At 76.1% G+C, this 18,879-nt stretch carries 18 protein-coding genes and 2 pseudogenes; 12 read left to right on the plus strand and 8 right to left on the minus strand.

What is annotated here, in order from left to right; genetic code table 11:
- The first annotated feature begins 41 nt into the window (after positions 1-41).
- Together K353_RS17600 and K353_RS17605 are read left to right on the plus strand one after the other, a co-directional pair.
- Entirely contained in the window at positions 42-533 is a 492-nt protein-coding gene (locus K353_RS17600; RefSeq protein WP_111554561.1) for a DUF2975 domain-containing protein, read from the plus strand.
- Positions 533-832: a helix-turn-helix transcriptional regulator gene (locus tag K353_RS17605; protein ID WP_111554562.1), complete on the plus strand. Its 300-nt coding sequence runs from the start codon at positions 533-535 to the stop codon at positions 830-832. The genes K353_RS17600 and K353_RS17605 overlap by 1 nt, the downstream gene beginning before the upstream one ends.
- 24 nt (positions 833-856) lie before the next feature.
- On the opposite strand, the gene K353_RS17610 is transcribed toward K353_RS17605, so the two are convergent.
- The gene (locus K353_RS17610) at positions 857-2,122 is read right to left on the minus strand and encodes an NADH:flavin oxidoreductase/NADH oxidase family protein (RefSeq protein WP_111554563.1); all 1,266 of its coding nucleotides are present in this window, start codon (positions 2,120-2,122) and stop codon (positions 857-859) included.
- Positions 2,123-2,212: 90 nt separating this feature from the next.
- On the opposite strand from K353_RS17610, the gene K353_RS17615 reads away from it, so the two are divergent.
- Positions 2,213-2,836: a TetR/AcrR family transcriptional regulator gene (locus K353_RS17615; protein WP_111554564.1), complete on the plus strand. Its 624-nt coding sequence runs from the start codon at positions 2,213-2,215 to the stop codon at positions 2,834-2,836.
- Positions 2,837-3,045: 209 nt separating this feature from the next.
- Here the strand turns inward: K353_RS17615 and K353_RS17620 are convergent, their stop codons facing one another.
- Entirely contained in the window at positions 3,046-3,933 is an 888-nt protein-coding gene (locus K353_RS17620) for an SDR family NAD(P)-dependent oxidoreductase (protein ID WP_111554565.1), read from the minus strand.
- Positions 3,934-4,001: 68 nt separating this feature from the next.
- Between K353_RS17620 and K353_RS17625 the strand changes: the two genes are divergently transcribed.
- The 7 genes from K353_RS17625 (at position 4,002) to K353_RS17660 (ending at position 13,296) form a co-directional block, all read left to right on the plus strand.
- On the plus strand, positions 4,002-4,664 hold the full coding sequence (locus tag K353_RS17625; protein WP_111554566.1) for a TetR/AcrR family transcriptional regulator: 663 nt from the start codon (positions 4,002-4,004) through the stop codon (positions 4,662-4,664).
- A gap of 192 nt (positions 4,665-4,856) precedes the next feature.
- Positions 4,857-5,828 (plus strand): cation diffusion facilitator family transporter, encoded by a 972-nt coding sequence (locus K353_RS17630; RefSeq protein WP_233533645.1) that lies wholly within the window; start codon positions 4,857-4,859, stop codon positions 5,826-5,828.
- A gap of 157 nt (positions 5,829-5,985) precedes the next feature.
- Positions 5,986-8,718 carry a LuxR family transcriptional regulator gene (locus K353_RS17635; RefSeq protein WP_111554568.1) on the plus strand — a complete coding sequence of 911 codons (2,733 nt, stop codon included), beginning with the start codon at positions 5,986-5,988 and terminating at the stop codon, positions 8,716-8,718.
- Positions 8,719-9,111: 393 nt separating this feature from the next.
- Positions 9,112-10,743, plus strand: a complete 1,632-nt coding sequence (locus K353_RS17645; RefSeq protein WP_111554569.1) for a tannase/feruloyl esterase family alpha/beta hydrolase — start codon at positions 9,112-9,114, stop codon at positions 10,741-10,743.
- 96 nt (positions 10,744-10,839) lie between these two features.
- Positions 10,840-11,181: a hypothetical protein gene (locus K353_RS17650; RefSeq protein ID WP_111554570.1), complete on the plus strand. Its 342-nt coding sequence runs from the start codon at positions 10,840-10,842 to the stop codon at positions 11,179-11,181.
- Between the two features lie 54 nt (positions 11,182-11,235).
- Entirely contained in the window at positions 11,236-12,051 is an 816-nt protein-coding gene (locus K353_RS17655) for a hypothetical protein (protein WP_146616495.1), read from the plus strand.
- 9 nt (positions 12,052-12,060) lie between these two features.
- Positions 12,061-13,296 carry a biotin carboxylase gene (locus K353_RS17660; protein ID WP_111554572.1) on the plus strand — a complete coding sequence of 412 codons (1,236 nt, stop codon included), beginning with the start codon at positions 12,061-12,063 and terminating at the stop codon, positions 13,294-13,296.
- 48 nt (positions 13,297-13,344) lie between these two features.
- On the opposite strand, the gene K353_RS17665 is transcribed toward K353_RS17660, so the two are convergent.
- The 5 genes and pseudogenes from K353_RS17665 to K353_RS17680 form a co-directional block, all read right to left on the minus strand.
- On the minus strand, positions 13,345-13,593 hold the full coding sequence (locus tag K353_RS17665; protein WP_233533646.1) for a hypothetical protein: 249 nt from the start codon (positions 13,591-13,593) through the stop codon (positions 13,345-13,347).
- Positions 13,590-14,675 carry an alpha/beta fold hydrolase gene (locus K353_RS17670; RefSeq protein ID WP_111554573.1) on the minus strand — a complete coding sequence of 362 codons (1,086 nt, stop codon included), beginning with the start codon at positions 14,673-14,675 and terminating at the stop codon, positions 13,590-13,592. The genes K353_RS17665 and K353_RS17670 overlap by 4 nt, the downstream gene beginning before the upstream one ends.
- Positions 14,676-14,742: 67 nt before the next feature.
- Positions 14,743-14,931, minus strand: a pseudogene (locus tag K353_RS37210) (response regulator transcription factor); the annotation flags it as partial.
- Between the two features lie 162 nt (positions 14,932-15,093).
- Positions 15,094-15,687 (minus strand): annotated as a pseudogene (locus K353_RS37215) (AAA family ATPase); the annotation flags it as partial.
- Between the two features lie 19 nt (positions 15,688-15,706).
- Positions 15,707-16,312 (minus strand): VOC family protein, encoded by a 606-nt coding sequence (locus tag K353_RS17680; protein WP_111554575.1) that lies wholly within the window; start codon positions 16,310-16,312, stop codon positions 15,707-15,709.
- A 252-nt stretch (positions 16,313-16,564) separates the two neighbouring features.
- On the opposite strand from K353_RS17680, the gene K353_RS17685 reads away from it, so the two are divergent.
- The gene (locus K353_RS17685) at positions 16,565-17,020 is read left to right on the plus strand and encodes a hypothetical protein (protein ID WP_111554576.1); all 456 of its coding nucleotides are present in this window, start codon (positions 16,565-16,567) and stop codon (positions 17,018-17,020) included.
- Between the two features lie 93 nt (positions 17,021-17,113).
- Here the strand turns inward: K353_RS17685 and K353_RS17690 are convergent, their stop codons facing one another.
- Positions 17,114-17,926 carry a metallophosphoesterase gene (locus K353_RS17690; protein WP_111554577.1) on the minus strand — a complete coding sequence of 271 codons (813 nt, stop codon included), beginning with the start codon at positions 17,924-17,926 and terminating at the stop codon, positions 17,114-17,116.
- A gap of 224 nt (positions 17,927-18,150) precedes the next feature.
- Between K353_RS17690 and K353_RS17695 the strand changes: the two genes are divergently transcribed.
- A complete protein-coding gene (locus tag K353_RS17695) occupies positions 18,151-18,711 on the plus strand; it encodes a hypothetical protein (protein WP_111554578.1) in 561 nt (186 codons plus the stop codon).
- Positions 18,712-18,879 lie beyond the last annotated feature (168 nt).

Below are 18,879 nucleotides of genomic sequence, written 5' to 3' on the forward strand. Positions count from 1 at the left end.
TTTCGATAGATTTCCATCGCATCTCGATGGAAGGATGGGGCATGGGAGAGCTGGTGGTGCGCGCGCTGCGCGCCGTGCTCGCGGTGGTGTTCACCGGCAGCGTGCTGGTGCAGGCGTTGATGCTGTGGGTGCTGGTCAGCGGGAACGACCCGGAGGACGGGTCGCTCCCGCTGACTTCGCTGCGCGTGGTCACGATCCTGGGGATCGGGGCGGCCCAGGCCGCCATGGTCTGCGTGTGGCGGCTGGTCACGATGGTGCGGCGCGGGACGGTGTTCTCCCCCGCCGCCTTCCGGTACGTGGACGGCATCATCGGCGCGATCGTCGCGGCGGCCGTCGTGTGGTTCGCGGTCGCGGCCCTGAACGCGCCCGGCCAGCGGGACGACCCCGGCGTCACCCTCATCATGGGCGGGATCGGCGTGGCGGTCCTGGGAGTCGCGCTCATCGTGTTCGTGCTGCGCACGCTGCTCGTCCAGGCGGTCGCCCGCGACGTCGAAGCGGCCCGGATGCAGGCCGAGTTGGACGAGGTGATCTGATGCCGATCGCGGTCGACATCGACGTGATGCTGGCCAGGCGGAAGATGTCCGTCGGCGAACTCGCGGACCGCGTGGGAATCACGCCCGCCAACCTGGCGGTGCTCAAGAACGGCCGCGCCAAGGCGGTGCGCTTCGCGACGCTCGCCGCGCTCTGCGAGGTGCTGGAGTGCCAGCCGGGCGACCTGCTGCGCTGGGCGGCCGGGGCGGAAGCCGGGGCCGGGGCGGAAGCCGGGGCCGGGGCGGAAGCCGGGGCCGGGGCGGAAGCCGGGGCTGGGGCCGGGGCGGTGGTGGGCGACTGAGCCGGGCGCGGGCCCGGCCTGCCGTCACCGGTGCGGGTGGCCGTGGGCGGCGGCGAGCCGCCGCGTCGGCAGCCAGGCGCGGTAGCGGCGCAGGGCCCGGCGCTGCTGGAGCTGTTCGGTCAGCAGGGCGAGGGCCGGGTGGAGGCCGGGGCGCGGGCGGCTGCCGCGGGCGAGGCGGCGGAGCTGGCGGCGGACCTGGGCCATGGCGGCGGCGGAGGCGAGGGGCTTGTCCTTCCAGGTGACCGGCCGCATCCGCTGGTCGGCTTCGCGGCCGTGGCGCCAGCGGTGGGGGAGGTCGGGGGTGACGGCGAGGGCGGTGCCCATGCCGACGAGGGCGACGCCGCCGGCGAGGACCTGTTCGGCGGTGGCGCGGCGGGTGATGCCGCCGGTGAGCATCAGCGGGAGGGGGCTGGTGGTGACCAGGTCTTCGGCCAGTTCCAGGAAGTAGACCTCGCGGGCCCGGGTGCGGGTGTCGGTGGCGCGGCCGGTCATGGCGGGGCTCTCGTAGCTGCCGCCGGAGAGTTCGACCAGGTCGACGCCGAGCGGTGCCAGCCAGGCGATCACCCGGCGGGCGTCGTCGGCGTCGAATCCGCCGCGCTGGAAGTCCGCGGAGTTGATCTTCACGGCGACGGTGAAGGCGGGCGGGACGGCCGCGCGGACGGCGCGCACGGTGTCCAGCAGCATCCTGGCCCGGTTCTCCAGGGGGCCGCCCCAGGCGTCGGTGCGCCTGTTGACGAGCGGGGAGAGGAACTGCGACAGCAGGTAGCCGTGCGCGGCGTGCACCTCGACCCCGTCGAAGCCGGCCTGTTCGGCGCGGGCGGCCGTGCGGGCGAAGCGCTGCACGGTGGCCGCGATCTGCTCGGGGGTCATCGCGGCGGGGCGGCCGAAGCGGCCGCTGTGCCGACCGAGGTCGACGCCGAGGTCGGAGGGGCCCCAGACGACGCCGGGCATGTCGGAGGCGACCTGGCGGCCGGGGTGGTTGATCTGCATCCAGACCGCGGCGCCGCCGGACTTGGCGGCCTCCGCCCACGCGGCGAAGGGTTCCAGGGGCGCGGCGTCGTCGAGGACGACGCCGGCGGGGCCGGTCAGCGCTTCGGCGTGGACCATGACGTTGCCGGTGATCAGCAGCCCGGCGCCGCCGGCGCCCCAGCGCCGGTAGAGCTCGATCAGCTCCCGGCCCGGGAGTTGGCCGGTGCCGGCCATGTTCTCCTCCATCGCCGCCTTGGCGATCCGGTTGGCCAGCACCGCTCCGGAGTTCAGGGGCAGCGGCTCGAACAGTTCGCCGGACATCCGGTGGTCCTCTTCCCGTCGACTAGCATGTGTACATCGCTCACATTAGAGGAGTGATGTATGCACCGCAAACATCAGGGAGGGTGACCCATGCCACCGGCGAACGCCGCCTACCACCACGGCGACCTGCGCGCCGCGTGCCTGCGCGCCGCTCGGGAACTGCTGGAGGAGGACGGCAGCGCGGCCCTGTCCCTGCGGGCCGTGGCGCGGCGGGCGGGCGTGTCCGCGACCGCCCCCTACCGCCACTACGCCGACCGCGACGCGCTGGTCTCCGCCGTCGCGGCGGAGGGCTACGCCGAACTCGCCGGCCACCTGGCCGCCGCGCACCCCGCACCGCGCACGCCGGACGACCTGGCCGCGGTCGCGGTCGCCTACGTCCGGTTCGCGCTGGAGCGGCCGGCCCTGTTCCGGGTGATGTTCGCCGAGCCGTGCGACCCGACGGACGCGGACCGGGCCGCGGCGACCGCCGCCGTCCGGGAGTACGTCCGGGGCATCGTCCGCGACGTCTTCCCCGGCTCCGACCCGGAGGACCTGTCCACCGGCGTGTGGGCGGTCGTGCACGGCCTGGCCTTCCTGCACCTGGACGGGAAGCTGGACGCCTCCACCCCCGGGGCGGTGTCGGGCCAGGTCCACGGCGCCGTCCGGGCACTGCTCGGCGCGGCAGCCGCGCCGCAGCAGCCGGAGGGCGCGACGCCGGGGGCGGCCGGTTCCTAGCCGCGCCCCCGCCGCCCCGGGCGGGCCGGTCCAGGCGGGCCGGCCGGCCACCAGGCGGGGCGAGGCGGGTGGAGGAGCCGGGGTTCCGACCGGTGCAGAAGGCGCGGACGGTGCGGCCGTTCCGACCGGCCCGGCCCCGTCCCCGCCGCCGGGGGTGGTGCGGATCAGGCGCGGCGGGCCGGTGGGCGGGATGACAGGTCGTCAGGCCGTCAGGCCGTCTCGGGCGGCAGGTCGACGGGGTGGGGCTCGGCGAAGTCGGCCGAGCGGCTCACCCGCTCCCAGGCGCCGGCCTCGGCCAGTTGGCGGCGGGAGTGGTCGAGCGCCATCTCCACGGCGTTGACGCCGAGCAGCAGGTGGCCGGGGACCCGGTCGCGGTGGACGGTGCGCACGATGATCCCGGCCGCCCGCCGCGGGTCGCCCGCCGCGCCGGACGTGCCTTGGCGCACGAGGCGGTTCATCGCGCCCACGGTCTCCTCGTACGCCTCCGGGACGGGGTGGACGGTCATCGACGCGCCGGCCCAGTCGGTGGCGAAGCCGCTCGGTTCGACGACCATGAAGCGGATGCCGAACGGGGCGGTCTCCGCCGCCAGCACCCGGGTGAAGCCGTCGACGGCGAACTTGGCCGCCTGGTAGGAGGCGAGGCCCGGGGAGCCGCCGACCCGCCCGCCGATCGAGGAGAACTGGACGACGGTGCCCGACCCCTGCCGTCGCAGGGCGGGCAGCGCGGCCTTGGTGACGTGGTAGACGCCCCAGAAGTTGGTCTCGAACTGGGCCCGGAAGTCCTCGTCGTCCGCGCTCTCCACCGGCGAGACGTTGGCGTACCCCGCGTTGTTGACCAGGACGTCGATGCGGCCGAAGCGGGCGAGCGCGGCGTCGACGGCCGTGCGGGCCGCGTCGGGGCTGGTGACGTCCAGCGGCAGGGCGAGGACCCGGTCGCCGTAGCGGGCCAGTTCCTCGGCGAGGGCTTCGGGGCGGCGGGCGGTGGCGACGACGAGGTCGCCCGCGTCGAGGGCGGCGGCGGCCAGGACGCGGCCGAGCCCGCGGGACGAACCGGTGATGAACCAGACCTGCCGGGTGCTGTGCGCGTGTTCGCTCATGCAGTTAGTACAACACCGTTCTCCAAATAAAGCAACGCCGTTCTCTTATCGGCTCCTATGATGGGGCCATGAGTCAGCCAGCCTTCCGACGGGCCCGCAGCGCCGAGGCCAAGCAGGTGCGCGAGACGGCGATCCTGGACGCGGCCCGGGCGCTCGGCCGGGAGCGCGGCATCCGGGACGTCAGCCTCACCGACATCGCCGCCGAGGTCGGCATGCACAAGTCGGCGCTGCTGCGCTACTTCGAGACGAGGGAGCAGATCTTCCTCGAACTCACCGCCGAGGGCTGGCGGGAGTGGTCCGCGACGCTCCGCGCCGAGCTGGCGGCGCGGACGGCCGCCTCCCCCGCGGACGTCGCCGCGCTCCTCGCCTCGACGCTGGCGGACCGCCCGGTGTTCTGCGACCTGCTCGCGCAGGCGCCGCTCAACCTGGAGCGCAACGTGTCGCTGGAGGCGGTGCGCGCGTTCAAGCTCCTCACCCTCCAGGAAGTCGCCCTGATCGGCGAGGAGTTGGCGCGCCTGCTGGGCCTGTCCGAGCAGCAGGTGCTCGACCTGGTCGCCACCGCCACCGGGATGGCCGGCGCCCTGTGGCAGATCGCCAGCCCCGGCCCGCTCCTGCGCGAGCTCTACACCTCCGACCCCCGCCTCGCCCACGCCGTCGTCGAGGTCGAGCCCCGCCTGCGCCGCGTCCTCACCGCCTTCCTGACCGGGACCGGGGCGGCCGTCGCCGACTGAGGCGGCCGGACGCCCGGTTCGGCGCTTGTGCGGGAGGAGCCGGGGCAGACGGCGGGCGTGACGAGGGGCGACGAACACGACGACGGGCGCGGCACGGCCGCGGACACGGACACGAACCCGGGTGGCGGGAGCGCCGGGAGTGCCGGGAGGAGAGAGGGCGGCGGGCAGGGGGACGGTGAGACCAGGGGCACGGTGCTGATCGCACTGGTGGCCAACCTGGTGATCGCATTGGCCAAGGTGGCCGGCGGGCTGATCGCGAGTTCGCCCGCGCTGCTGTCGGAGGCCGCGCACTCGGTGGCGGACAGCCTCAACGAGGTGTTCCTGCTGGCCTCGCTGAGCCGCAGCCGTCGGCGCGCGGACGCGCGGCACCCGTTCGGGTACGGCAAGGAGCGGTTCTTCTGGTCGATGCTGGCGGCCGTCGGGATCTTCGTCACCGGCGGCTGCTTCTCCTTCTACCAGGGCCTGCACACCCTGCTGAACCCGGAGGCCGAGGAGACCGGCGGCTACCTGATCGTCTACGTGGTGCTGGCGGTGTCGCTGCTCGCGGAGGGCGCCTCGCTGGTCAGGGCGACGGTGCAGGTCCGCGGGCAGGCCAAGCGGGCCGGACGCGGCGTGGTGGCGCAGCTGCGGCGGGGCGACGACCCGACCGTGCGGACGGTGTTCGCGGAGGACGCGGCGGCGGTGCTCGGCGTGCTGCTGGCCCTGGCCGGCGCGGGGCTGCACCAGTGGACCGGACAGCCGGTCTGGGAGGCGGGCGCGGCGCTGTCCATCGCGGTGCTGCTGATGTACGTCGCCTACCGGCTCGGACGCGACGCCAAGGACCGGCTGGTCGGGCAGGCCGTCGACCCGGTCCTCCAGCAGCGGGCGCTGGAGGTGCTGACCGAGCGGCCCGAGGTCGACACCGTGACCCGGCTGCTGACCATGCAGCTCGGCCCGGACTCCGCCCTGCTCGCGGCCCGGATGGACCTGGTGGACGGGCTGGACAGCTCCGGGGTCGAGCGGCTGTGCGTGGAGCTGAGGCAGCGGATCAGGTCGGTGTGCCCGGACTTCGACCAGGTCTTCCTGGACATCACCGCCGCCGACGAGGACGAGCGGCGCCGGGCGACGGAGCGCCGGCGGCGGCTGCGCGAGACGGTGGCGCGTCAGGCGGCCGACGGGGGCTGACCGTTCGCGCCGCCGGGCGGCGTTCCGGCGGCGCGGACTCCGGCGTCCCCGGCGGTACGGCGGGGGCGCCCGCGAACTGACGCCGCGACGGGCGCGGGCGGGTGGTTCGTAGGATGGGGTCGGTCCCTCCGGGGAGGGGGGACCGGGCGGAGGTGTGATGTCGGATCACGTGGTGCGGCGGTTGCTCGGCCGGGAGCGGGAGTCGGGGGCGCTGGAGGAGCTGCTGCGGGAGGTGCGGGAGGGCCGTAGCCGGGTGCTGGTGCTGCGGGGGGAGGCCGGGGTCGGCAAGTCGGCGCTGCTGGACCTGGTGGCCGAACGGGCCGGGCGGGCGGGGCGGTTGCGGGTCGTCCGGGCGGCCGGGGTGGAGGCGGAGGCGGAGTTCGCCTACGCGGCGTTGCAGCGGTTGTGCGCTCCGCTGCTGGACGGGCTGGACGGGCTGCCGCCGGTGCAGCGGGAGGCGCTGCGGGTGGCGTTCGGGCTGAGCGCGGGGGCGGCGCCCGAGATGCTGCTGGTCGGGATGGGGGTGCTCGGGCTGTTCGCGGAGGCCGCCGCCGGCGGTCCGCTGGTGTGCCTGGTGGACGACGCCCAGTGGCTGGACCTGATGTCGCAGCGGATCCTGGCGTTCGTCGGCCGGCGGCTGGACGCCGAGTCGGTGGCGCTGGTGTTCGCCGAGCGGACCGTCGACGGGGTGGGTGACGCGGGCTTCGCCGGACTGCCGGACCTCCCGCTGCGCGGGCTGGGCGACGCGGAGGCCAGGGCGCTGCTGGAGCGGGTGCTGCCGGGGCCGGTGGACGCCCGGGTGCGGGACCGGGTGGTCGGTGAGACCGGCGGGAATCCGCTCGCGCTGCTGGAGTTGCCGCGCGGCCTGTCGCCCGCGGAGTTGGCGTTCGGGTTCGGCGGGCCGGGGGCCGGTCCGCTGGCGTCCCGGGTGGAGGAGGGGTTCCGGCGGCGGGTGGCGGCGCTGCCGGCCGACACCCGGGCGCTGCTGCTGGTCGCGGCGGTCGAACCGGTCGGCGACGGGCCGCTGCTGTGGCACGCGCTGCGGCTGCTGGGCATCGGGCCGGAGGCGGCGGCCCCGGCCGAGGCGGCCGGGCTGGTCACCCTGGGCGCCCCGGTGCGGTTCCGGCACCCGCTGGTGCGGTCCGCCGTGTGGCGGGGCGCGGACGCCGCCGCCCTGCGGTCCGCCCACCGGGCGCTGGCCGAGGCCACCGACGGCGGGCGCGACCCCGACCGGCGGGCCTGGCACCTGGCGCACGCCGCGGCCGGGCCGGACGAGCAGGTCGCCGCCGCGCTGGAGGACACCGCCGACCGGGCCCTGGCCCGTGGCGGCCGGGCCGCCGCGGCCGGTTTCCTGGAGCGGGCCGCCGCGCTCTCCCCCGAGCCGAAGGGGCAGGCGCGGCGGGCGCTGGCGGCTGCGGCGGCCTCCCTCGCGGCCGGGCTGACGGCCCGGGTGCCGGACCTGCTGGCCGCCGCCGAGCTGGGGCCGCTGAACCTGGTGCAGCAGGCCGACGTGCACCGGCTGCGGGCCCGGGCGTCCGCCCTGCGGGACCGGGGGGCCGGGGCGGTGGGGCCGCTGCTCGACGCGGCGGAGCGGCTCGGCGGGCTCGATCCGGCCGCCGCGCGGGAGACCTGCCTGACCGCGTTCGGCGCGGCGGTCCGGGCCGGCCGCCACGACCGGGCGGCGCTCGGGCGGGTCGCGGCGGCCGCCCGCGCGCTGCCGCCCGGGGACGAGCAGGCCGGGGTCCTGCTGCGGGCGCTGGCCGCGTGGAGCACGGACGGGCCGGTCGCCGCCCAGCCGCTGCTGGCCCGGGCGCTGCGGTCGCGGACCGAGGTCGAGGACCCGGCCCTGCTGTGGGCGGTCGTGAACGCCGCCGCCGAGCTGGGCGACCTCCGGGCCTGGCTGGACGTCACCGACCGGGCGGTGCGCTCCGCCCGGGCGACCGGGGCGCTGTCCACCCTGGCGGCGGCGCTGCCGTACCGGGCGGCCGCGCTGGGCTTCGCGGGGCGGTTCGCCGAGGCCGGGGCGCTGCTGGCCGGGGCGGCGGCCGTCGAGGAGGCCGAGGGCGCGGCGACCCGGACGGTCACGTCCGCGCTGATCGGCGCGTACCGGGGGCGGGACGGGTCGGCCCTGGCGGAGGTCGAGGGGGTGGAGCGGGAGTGCGAGCAGCGCGGTCTGGGCCGGCTGGCGGCCACCGCGGCGTTGGCGCGGGCGGTGCTGCACAACGGCCTGGGCAACTACCCGCTCGCGCTGGAGGCGGCGCTGCGGGGCACCGGGCACCGGGATCTCGCCGTGCACCACTGGACGTGCGGCGAGCTGGTCGAGGCGGCGGTCCGGGCCGGGCGGCCGGACGCGGCGGCCGGGGCGCGCGAACGGCTGGCCGACTGGGCCCGGGCCGGGACGCCCTGGGCGCGGGGGGCCGGGGCGCTGGCGGAGGCCCTGGCCGGGGCGCCGGAGCAGGCCGAGGAGCGCTACCGCGAGGCGGTCGACCAGTTCGCCCTGGGCGGGCTGGACGGGCTGGAGGCCCGGGCCCGGCTGCTGTTCGGCGAGTGGCTGCGCCGCCGGAACCGGCGGGCGCAGGCCCGCGACGAACTGCGCGCCGCGCACGGGGCGGCCGCGGCGATGGGCATGGAGGCGTTCGCGGAGCGGGCCCGACGGGAGCTGCTGGCCACCGGCGAGACGGTGCGCCGACGCGACACCGGCGGCGAGCCCGTCCTCACCCCGCAGGAGGCCCGGATCGCCCGGCTGGCGGCCACCGGGCACCCGAACGCGGAGATCGGCGCCCAGCTCTTCCTCAGCCCGCGCACCGTCGAGTGGCACCTGCGCAAGGTGTTCACCAAGTTGGGGGTCTCCTCCCGTCGCGAACTCGACGACGCCCTCGCCGGAGGGTGACGACGGGCCCGGCGGTGGCGGGCGCGGCGGCGCGACGACGGCGGATGCTGTCTGCCGGTCGGTGACGGCGCGCTCGGTGGACGGCGGCAGCGGCGGGTACCGCGACGGCAACTGCCCCTCCGCCGGTGACCGCCGGGCCGCCGCCCCGTGGTGGCGGACGTCCCCGCCGGTGGCGGCGGGCGGTGCCGCGCCCCGGCGTCGTCCGGGGCGCTGCCCGGCCGGCCGGTCGAGCGGTCAGCCGGTCGGCCGTCCGGCTGGCTGCCCGTCCGTCCGCATCCGTCATCTGACTGCACGTTGACTGGTTCCCCGGCGGGGCGTCAGTTGACCGATGTGTCCGGGTCGGTGGGTCGGCGACAGTGGGGTCGCGATTGCCGAATCCGAGGAGAGACACACATGAACCGACGGCTTCCGAGGCTCGCGGCGGCGGGGTTCTCGCTGGCGGCGGCCGTGGCCCTGTGCGCGCCGGCGGGCGCGTCGACCGGCCCGGCGGGTGGTGCGGACCGGGCCGGTCCGGGGTCCGCCGTGGTGGCCTGTGCCGCGTTCCGGCCGTCGGCGCCGGAGGGTGCCGTGGTGGAGTCGGTGGCCGCGGCGGCGGTGCCGGCGGGGACGTTCCAGGTGCCCGGGTCCCCGCCGTTGGGCGGTTACCCGGTGGCCGACGTCCCGGCGCACTGCGAGGTGACGGTCACGCTGACCCATCCGGGCGCGGACGACCGGGCCAGGGTGCAGGTCTGGCTGCCGCTGGCCGGGTGGAACGGGCGGTTCCAGGCGGTCGGCGGTGCCGGCTACGCCGCCGGGGACGTCGGCGCGGTGGCCGCGGCGGTCAAGCAGGGCTACGCGGCGGCGACCACCGACGCGGGCGTGTACACCAGTGGCCTGGACGGCGGTTGGGGGCTGGACCCGCAGGGCCGGGTGAACGCCGCGCTGCTGGAGAACTTCGCCTCGCGCTCGGTGCACGAGCTGGCGCTGGTCGCCAAGCAGGTCGTCGGCGACGGGTACGGCGGCAGCGCGTTCCACTCGTACTTCAACGGCTGTTCCACCGGTGGCCGCCAGGGCTACGTGGAGGCGCAGCGGTACCCGACCGACTTCGACGGCATCAACGCCGCCGCTCCGGGCATCAACTGGAACCAGTTCGAGGTGGCCACGCTGTGGCCGCAGGTGGTGATGAAGCAGGAGCACACCTATCCGACCACCTGCGAGTTCGACGCCTTCAACCGGGCCGCGCTGCGGGCCTGCGACCGGCTGGACGGCGTGGCGGACGGGCTGATCGGCGACCCGGACCGCTGCGACTTCGACCCGCGCCGGCTGATCGGCAGCAAGGTGGTGTGCGGGGGCGAGGAGCACACGATCGACGCGGCCGACGCCGAGGTGGTCCGCCGGATCTGGGACGGCCCGCGGGACGGCGGCGGCCGGCGGCTCTGGTACGGGCTGCCGGTCGGCGCCGACTTCTCCGCGCTGGCCGCCAGCACGCCCGGGGACGGCGGGCCCACCGGTCAGCCGTTCACCGTCCCGGCCCAGTGGGTGGCCGACTTCGTGCTGAAGCGGCCCGGGTTCGACCCGGCGGACCTGACGTACCAGCAGTTCGAGCAGGTCTTCCGGGCGGCCCGCGCCGAGTACGACACCGTGATCGGCTCCCGGGACGCGGACCTGTCGGCGTTCCGCGACGCCGGCGGCAAGCTGCTCACCTGGCACGGCAGCGCCGACCAGCTGATCCCCACCCGGGGGACGGTGGACTACCGCGAGCGCGTCGAGGCCCGGATGGGCGGCGCGGCCCGGGTCGACGGCTTCTACCGGGTCTTCCTGGCCCCGGGCGTCGCGCACTGCGGCCTGAGCGGCGGCGGCGTGGACGACCTGGCGGCGCTGACGGCCTGGGTCGAGCGCGGCCAGGCCCCGGACGTCCTGCACGCCACCCTGACCACCGCGGACGGCCGGAGCGTCGCCCGCGACCTGTGCCGGTACCCGATGGTCTCCCGCTACACCCACGGCGACCCGGCCGCGGCGGGCAGCTTCCGCTGCGTCCGGCCCTGACGCGCCCTCAAGCGCCCCTGAGTGCCGGGGCGGGCCGGTGGCGGCGTCACCGGCCCGCCCGCCCCTCACCTCCCCCACTGCGGACAAGGAGCGGACATGGACGGCAGTGATCTCTTCAACGGTTCCGCGGACCCCCGTCGGAACCCCCCGCCGAGCAGACCGCGCGCGCTCCTGCGGTCCTCCTCGCCGTTCCGCGACTACGTCCTGCACGAACTCCCGCAGGATCTGTCCGAGGTCGGCGGCGACGGCCTGACGTACCGCCAACTGGCGGACAAACAGCGCGAGTTGCTGACCGAGTACGGTCGGCGCTGCCTCGCCGACGACGACCCGCGCGCGGCCCGGGTCACCCAGCTCGACCTGCTCTTCATGCTCAACGGGTTCGTTCCGGCCGGGCCGCACGCCGCTCCGCGCGAGCTGGTGGAGCTGGTCTCCGCGTAGTGCGCGCGCTTCCCCGGCCTGGACCCGCACCTGAGCTACGAGCTGCTGATCGACGTGAACAGCGAGGAGTACGCTCGCTGCGGTGACATCCGGGTGTTCTCGCCCGGGCGGCTGGGCACCCTCGAACGGGACTTCTACCTCGGGCACCACCTCTCCGAGCCGTGGATCAGGTCGGCCGCCTACGGTCTGCGCGCGCTGGTGGCGGCGCCGGACGCCGTGAAGCCGGCCGCGGTACTGGAGGACGCCGCGCGCTGCGTCGCGGAGTTCACCTCGGACATGGCGGGCTACCGCAGGCTGTCCGGGGAGGCGTTCGGCCGCTTCCGGCCGTACCACCTGGGCCACCCCGGCGGTCCGCGCGGGGCGAGCGGGGCGTTCATGCCCAGCGTCCAGCTCCTCGAACTGGTGCTGCTGCCGCCGAGCGGGGAGTACGGCGTCTACCTGGACCAGGCGATGTCCTACTTCCCGTCCTGGGCCCGGCCGGTGGTCGCCCGCTGGCGGAGCGCCTCCGGCCTGGGCGCGAACGTGCGGCAGTCGGTGCGGGACGGCCGGCTGGTGCTCGACGACGCCGGGACGGAGCAACTGGTCCGGCTGATCGACGGGTTCGTGGACTTCCGGATGGTGCACCTGGGGATCACCCGGCGCCTGCTGCCGGAGGCGTTCCCGGACCGATCGGGGCTGACCCGGCGGGAGATCGGCGCGCAGGACGGCGAGCGGAGCGTCCTGGCCGCCGGGGACGCCCAGCGCCCCGGGGACACCGGCACCTCGGGTTTCAGCGTGCGCCACGTGCTGACGAACGCGGTGCACCGGCTGCTCGAACTCCGCCGCGAGGTGCTCGACCCCGCCGCGGCCCCGACCCACCCCCGTCCGTAGGAGGCAGGCATGGCAGCGTTCCGCGTGGCGGTCGTCGACGCGTTCGGGGCGGCCTTCGGCCACGTCGACGCGTTCGGCGCGGTGGGCGGCGAGGTCGTCCAGGTGCAGAGCACGCCCGAACTCCCGTTCGGCGTGGACCCGGTGGACCCGGGGCGGTTCGGCCGCGTGCTGGTCCACGACGGCGGGGTGGACGCCCTGGCCGAGCGGCTGGCGGCGCTGCGGCCGGTCGCGGTGCTGGCGGGCCGCGAGACCGGGGTGGAGCTGGCCGACGCGCTCTCCGAGCGGCTCGGGCTGCCCTCCAACGGCACCGCGGCCAGTGCGGCGCGCCGCGACAAGTACGTGCAGATCGAGACGCTCAAGGCCCGGGGCGTGCCCGGCATGCGCCAGCTGCGCACCGGCGACCCGGACGTGCTGCGTGCCTGGCACCGGCGGCTGGGCGGGACGGCGGTGGTCAAGCCGCTGCGCAGCTACTGGGGCGACGGCGTGTCGTTCTGCGACGCGCCCGGGGACTCGGTCGCGGCGCTGCACCGGCTGCGCGCCCGGGGGACGGTCCAGGGCGAGCCGATCGAGGAGGTGGTGGCCCAGGAGTACCTGGTCGGCACCGAGTACGTTCTCAACACGGTCAGCAGCGGCGGGACGCACCAGCTGACCGACGCCTGGCGCACCGAGCGGATCACCGCCAACGGGGTGCGGGACCTGGTGGTGGCCCAGGTGCTGCTGCGCTGCGACGAGCCGCCGGTGCCCGAACTCGCCGCGTACGGCCGCCGGGTGCTGGACGCGCTGGACATCCGGTACGGCGCCGCCCACCTGGAGGTCAAGCTGACGCCGGACGGCCCGCGGCTGGTCGAGGCGGGCGCCCGCATGTCGGGGCTGCCCTACTACACCGCCCGCCTGCTGGGCGAGGGCCAGTTGGAGTGGGTCGTGGACGCCTACGTCCGCCCGGAGCGCTTCCGGGCCCGGGCCGGCCGGGGGTACCGGCGGCGGCACGCGTTCGCCTGGGCCGCGCTGGTCGCCCCGGCGGCCGGGCGGCTGGTCCGCTACCGGGCGCTCGACCGGATCGCGGAGCTGGAGAGCTTCCGCGACCTCACCGTGCTGGTCGGCCCAGGCGACCCGATCAGCCCGACCACGTACGACCGGGGCTACCCGGCCACCCTCACCCTGGAGCACCCGGTGGACGCGGTGCTCCAGCGCGACCTCAACACGGTGCGCCACCTCGACGGCGACGGGATGTACGAGATCGAGTGACGGGGCGCGGGGGTTCGGGGCTCGGGGCGGACCGGCGGACCGGCGGGTTCAGAGGCCGAGGTCGGCCGCCAGGCAGGAGAACCGCACCGCCTGGCGGTCGGGGTCGTGGGCGTCGGCCGTCCGGTGCGGCGGCGGGACCGGGCGCTCCTCGACCAGGTCGGCGAGGGCGACCCGCTCCGGGAGCGCGCCGAACCGGGCCCGGCGGACCTCGGCGGCCCGCGCGTCGGCGTCCGGTCCGCGCACCCGCGCGTCGGCGTCCGGTCCGCCCGTCCGCCCCTCGGCGGCCGGGCCGCTCACGGCCGCGCCACCAGGTGGTCGGCGTCCACCACGGCCTGGGCGAACGCGGTCGGCGCCTCCTGCGGCGCGTTGTGGCCGATCCCGGCGAGCACCCGGTGCTCGTAGGCGCCGGTGAAGAACTTCCGGTAGGCCGTGCCGTCGGTGGAGGCCAGGAACGGGTCGAGGGCGGGGTCCAGGGTGATGGTCGGCACCGTGACGGGTGGCTGGGCGTCGAGCAGCCGCTCGTAGCGGTCGTAGCGGCGCTCGCCGTCGGCCAGGCCCAGCCGCCAGCGGTAGTTGTGGACCACGACGGCGGCGTAGTCGGGGTTCTCGAACGCGGCGGCGGTGCGCTCGAAGGTGGCCTCGTCGAAGTCCCAGGTCGGGGATACCTCATCCCACACCAGCCGGCCCAGGTCGTGCCGGTTCGCCTTGGTCTCCATGGCGACCCGGCCCCGGTCGGTGGCGAAGTAGTACTGGTACCACCAGGCCCGCTCGTACTTCGGCGGCAGCGGGGTGCGCTGCGCCGGGAGGTGGGTGACGAGGTAGCCGCTCACCGACACCAGCGCCTTGACCCGCTCCGGCCACAGCGCGGCGACGATGTCGGCGGTCCGCGAGCCCCAGTCGAAGCCGGCCAGCACCGCCCGGCGGATCCTCAGGGCGTCCATCAGGGCGACGACGTCGAGCGCGACCGCGGACTGCTGCCCGTTGCGGGGTGTGGTCGGCGACAGGAACGCGGTGGTGCCGTGGCCCCGCAGGTACGGCACGATCACCCGGTAGCCGGCGTCCGCGAGCAGCGGGGCCACGTCGACGAAGCTGTGGATGTCGTACGGCCAGCCGTGCAGGCAGATCACCACCGGGCCGTCCTTCGGGCCGGTCTCCGCGTAGCCGACGTCGAGCACGCCGGCCTGGACCCGCCTCAGGTCGGCGAACCCGGTGTGGGTGCCGGGGACGACGGCGGGGACGGTCGTGGCGGGGACGGTCGGGGCCGGGCCGGTCGGCCGGTCGTCGGCGGTGAGCGCGCCGGCCGCCGGGGCGGTGGCCGGGAGGGCGGTGGCGCCGACGCCGAGACCGACCGCGGTGGTGAAGGTGCGCCTGCTGATCATTTCCGGTCCTTTCCGGAGGCGCGCGGCGCCCCGGGGCGAGGGGGAGGGAGGGGGAGGTGACGGGCGGTCAGCCCGCGTGGCGGGTCAGCGCGTCGCGCAGGGCCGCCCGGCTGGTGACGCTCAGTTTGGGGAAGACGCGGTACAGGTGCGAGCTGACGGTGCGCGGCGACAGGTGCATCCGGGCGCCGATCTGCTTGTTCGTCAGGCCGCTGGCGGCCAGGTCGGCGATGCGGCGTTCCTGCCAGGTCAGCGCGCCCGGCGCCGGGGGCGGGGTCCGGGGTGGCGTCCCGGCGAGCCGCAGGTGGCGGGCCGTGGGCTCGTCGGGGAGGGCCGCGATCGGCAGTTCGGGCAGGGCGGCGGCGTCGAACCGGGACGGCAGGCCGGGGCGGACCGCGACCAGCAGCCGCACCGGACGGCCCGTCAGGCGGCGGCCGACGAAGCCGCAGACGTCGGCGCTGGCCTCGTCCAGCCACTGCCCGTCGTCGAGGACCAGCAGCAGCGGACGCCGCTCGGTGGCGAGGGCCAGCAGGCGCAGCACCGCGATGCCGAGCGTCATGACCGAGGGCGGGCCGCAGTCCGGGGCACCGCCCGGGCCGCCGTCCGAGCCGGCGCGCGCACCACCGCGCGGGCCGCCGAACACGGTGTCGAACGCGGTGCGGGCCGCCTCGTCCAGCCGTGCGGCGTCGGCGAGCAGCGGGTGGAGCAGCTGGTGCAGCCCGGCCCAGGGCAGCGCCGACTCCACCTCGACGCCGGCCGCCCGGACGACGGTGTGGCCCTCCCGCTCGGCGAGGGCGGCGGCGTGGCCCAGCAGCGCGGCCCGGTCGGCGTCCGCCGCTCCGCGCAGCACCAGGGCCCGGCCGGCGGCGGACGTCACGAACGCCGTCAGCTGCGCCCGCCCGGCCTCGCGGCCCGCCGCCGCCACCGCCGTCACCGCCGTCACCGGTCCCGCCGTCGTCGCGGTGCCGGCGCACCGCCCGCAGCCGCCCGCGCCCGCCCCGCCCGTGCCGCCCATGCCGCTCACGCCGGCCCACTCAGCGGCCGAGGCCGGCCGCGCGCGCCATGTGGGCGGCGTACCAGGCGGGCCGGTTCGGGTCGGCGTGGCCGAGTTCGGCCTCGTGCGCGCCGTGGGCGGTCGCGGCGTCGCGGAGCGCCGATTCGAGTGCGTCGGCGGAGCGGTACACCACGTGGTCGATCCGGCCGGGGCGCCGCTCGGTGACCTCCTGGAGGACGAAGGTGTTGCCGTCCGGGTCGGCGAACGAGGCGAACGAGCCGTACGACTGCCGCTCCGGGTGCGGGCCGGTGACCCGCTCGGCGGTGCCGGCGTGGTGGAAGACCCCGCCCGCGTCGTGGAACACCTCGCTGACCTCGACCCCGGCCGCCGCCAGCTCGGCGCGGGCCGCGACGACGTCGTCCACCACCAGGTGCACGCCGTGCTCGGAGCCCGGGGCAGCGGCGGTCACGCCGCTGCCGACGATCAGCGACGCGGCCGAGCCGGGCGGGGTCAGGTGCACCACCCGGAAGCCGCCGGGGCCGGTGCGGTCGACGTCCTCGCGGAACCCGATCCGGGTCCAGAACTCCTTGGCCCGGTCCACGTCCGAGACCGGGACGACCACGACCTCGATCTTGAATTCCACCATCGTCGGCTCCTCTGCGGCCCGGGACGCCGGTCGGCGTCCCACCGACCACGATCCCCGGACCGCGGGCCCGTCGAGCCGGTGGCGGACCCTGGTCCCCCGGGTCCCGTACCCGGGCCGGGGCACGGGTACGGGACCCGGGTCGGGCACGGGTCGGCCCGGGCCAGGGTCCGGCACCGGCTCGGCGGGGTGCGGGCACCGGGCAGTCTGGGGGACGTCCGGCAGACCGACGCGAGGAGCGCAGGGAGAAACCCCATGGCAACCATCCACTTCACCGAACGGACCCTGGCCACCCAGGAACAGTTCGTGGCCTGCCTCACCGACTTCACCCCGGGCCGCCGGGAGCTGTTCCCCAACAGCGCCGACGAGTTCCTCCGGGTCCACTCGGAGGGCCCCGACCACGCCGAGGTCACCGAGGGCTCCGGCGGCGTCTGGGAACGGCTGCGCTACGACTGGTCCGACCCGCACCGCGTGGTGATGACCACGGTCGACTCCAACCTCTGGGGCGGCGCCTCGGGCCACACCTACGCCTTCACCCCGCTGCCCGACGGCACGACCCGGCTGGACGCGGTGGTGGTCCGCGAGGGCAAGAACCTCAAGGGCCGGATCACCGGCCTGCTGCTGGGCAGTGTCGGCAGGGGCGTCCTGGGCGGCGCGCTGAAGAAGACCGTCGCGGCGGTGGAGTCCCGCCACCGGCTGACCCGGGCCTGACCCGCCCCTGAGCCGGGCCCGACCCGTACTCGATCCGAACGCCCCGCCGGGCCGGGCCGGGCCGGGCCGGACGGCGGCGCGGCCGGGGCGGGCTCAGGCCAGGCGGGTGAGCAGGATGCGACCGCCCTCGTACACGCCGCCGTCGATGGCGACGACCCGGTCCTCGGCGTAGCGCAGCGCCTCCCGGACGTGCTCCGAGGGGATGCCGAAGTGCTTGGTGAGGGTGCTGTGCCCGTGCACCAGGACGGTGCCGCCCAGGGCGTCCAGCATCCGGGCGACCGGGTCGCCGGGGTCGGTGGAGCGGGCGTCGCGGAAGGAGCCGCGGGAGCTCATCCGACGGCTGAACTCCAGCCAGGCGCCGGGGCGTTCGTCGGCCAGGGCGGTGGCGGCGGCGTGGTTGACGGCGGCGATCCCGGTGCCGAGTTCGAGGTACTGGGTGGTATCGGAGTGCACCAGCAGGTGGTCGTCGACCAGGACGGCGGCGGGGAGGGCGGCGAGCCAGGCCAGGTGGTCGGAGGTCAGCCGGCGCAGGTCCCGCTCCTGCCCGCCGAACCGGGCCCAGCCGCCGTGGAACCCGCCGGGCTGGCTCCACCCGGGTACGGGCGCGGTGCCGAAGCGGTGGGCGGCGAGCAGTTGCACCTCGTGGTTGCCCAGCAGCGCCCCCACCCGGCCGCCGGCGTCCGCGGCCTGCTCGGCGAGCCGCCGGACGTCCTCGATCACCCCGATCCCGTCCGGCCCCCGGTCGACGTAGTCCCCCAGCAGCCACAGCCGGGCCCGTCCGCCGGTCCAGTCCCCGTCCCCGCCGGTCAGCCCCGCCTCCCGCAGTGCGTCGCGGAACTCCGTGCGGTGACCGTGGATGTCGGCGGCGGCGTACAGCGGGGCGGGGGAAGCCGGGGAAGGGGACACGGCCGGGACGCTACCAGGAGGGCGGCGTCCCGGTTCGGCCGGGCCGACGGCCGTCCGCCCGTTTTGGCGCCCTTTTCGACGGTGGGTCCCGCTTTACCCGGGAGCCTTTTCTTCGGGCTCTCGAATCGGTGGGAGAACCGGGGCGACCGGAAGGGCCGGACTCCGGTACGGTACGTCAACCGATTGACTCTTTATGCACACCTTATGTCCAGTTTGGGATTTCTGTGAACATTGACTTCAGCCTCGACCCGGGCTTCTCCTGGTACGTCGTCCTGCTGATGATCAGCGGTCTGATAACGATCTGCACCGCTCTCGTGCCCGCCTCCGGCCTGAGCACCGGCCTGCGGATCTTCAGCGGCCTCGCCGGCGCCGCGTTCTTCGGCTACGGCGTCTACCTCGCTTTCTTCTTCGAGGGCGGCGAGTACTTCATCATCTTCAAGGCGTTCATCGTTCCGATCGTGCTGGTCGCCAACTTCGTCCGGTCGATGATGAACCGCGCCAAGGGCACCCCGGTCCCCCCGCAGGGCCAGGTCCCGTACCCGGGCCAGGCGCCCTTCCAGGGGCAGGCCCTCTACCCGGGCCAGGCTCCGTACCAGGGGCAGGCTCCGTACCAGGGGCAGGCTCCGCAGCAGGCCCAGGCCCAGCCGCCGTACCCGGTCCAGATCCCGGCCCAGCCGCAGGCCCCGGTGCAGGCGCAGGCGCAGGCCCCGCAGCAGATCCCGGCTCAGCCGACGGCTCCGGTCCAGCCGGCGGCCGGTGCCGTGGGCACCGAGCACAGCGCCTGACGGCTCGGCCACCGCGCCACGAAGCACTGTTCACCGAAGCGCCGTCCCGCCGCCGTGCGGGGCGGCGTTCGCGGTTCCCGGCCGGGGCCGGTGCGGCGCGGGAGGGGCGGCGGGCCTTCAAGGTCCTTGCGGGGCGGGGCCGTTGACGGACTTTACGTGGTCATGGAT

The sequence above is a fragment of the Kitasatospora sp. SolWspMP-SS2h genome, assembly GCF_003259315.1.
GTDB lineage: Bacteria > Actinomycetota > Actinomycetes > Streptomycetales > Streptomycetaceae > Kitasatospora > Kitasatospora fiedleri.

Bases quoted from the DNA above. Each gene is read 5' to 3' on its own strand.
- K353_RS17615 (WP_111554564.1), top strand. From the start codon at position 2,213: ATGCCACCGGCGAACGCCGCCTACCACCACGGCGACCTGCGCGCCGCG.
- K353_RS17660 (WP_111554572.1), top strand. From the start codon at position 12,061: ATGGCAGCGTTCCGCGTGGCGGTCGTCGACGCGTTCGGGGCGGCCTTC.
- K353_RS17685 (WP_111554576.1), top strand. From the start codon at position 16,565: ATGGCAACCATCCACTTCACCGAACGGACCCTGGCCACCCAGGAACAG.
- K353_RS17680 (WP_111554575.1), bottom strand. From the start codon at position 16,312: ATGGTGGAATTCAAGATCGAGGTCGTGGTCGTCCCGGTCTCGGACGTG.
- K353_RS17610 (WP_111554563.1), bottom strand. From the start codon at position 2,122: ATGTCCGGCGAACTGTTCGAGCCGCTGCCCCTGAACTCCGGAGCGGTG.
- K353_RS17635 (WP_111554568.1), top strand. From the start codon at position 5,986: ATGTCGGATCACGTGGTGCGGCGGTTGCTCGGCCGGGAGCGGGAGTCG.
- K353_RS17605 (WP_111554562.1), top strand. From the start codon at position 533: ATGCCGATCGCGGTCGACATCGACGTGATGCTGGCCAGGCGGAAGATG.
- K353_RS17650 (WP_111554570.1), top strand. From the start codon at position 10,840: ATGGACGGCAGTGATCTCTTCAACGGTTCCGCGGACCCCCGTCGGAAC.
- K353_RS17645 (WP_111554569.1), top strand. From the start codon at position 9,112: ATGAACCGACGGCTTCCGAGGCTCGCGGCGGCGGGGTTCTCGCTGGCG.
- K353_RS17600 (WP_111554561.1), top strand. From the start codon at position 42: ATGGGAGAGCTGGTGGTGCGCGCGCTGCGCGCCGTGCTCGCGGTGGTG.
- K353_RS17620 (WP_111554565.1), bottom strand. From the start codon at position 3,933: ATGAGCGAACACGCGCACAGCACCCGGCAGGTCTGGTTCATCACCGGT.
- K353_RS17625 (WP_111554566.1), top strand. From the start codon at position 4,002: ATGAGTCAGCCAGCCTTCCGACGGGCCCGCAGCGCCGAGGCCAAGCAG.
- K353_RS17670 (WP_111554573.1), bottom strand. From the start codon at position 14,675: ATGATCAGCAGGCGCACCTTCACCACCGCGGTCGGTCTCGGCGTCGGC.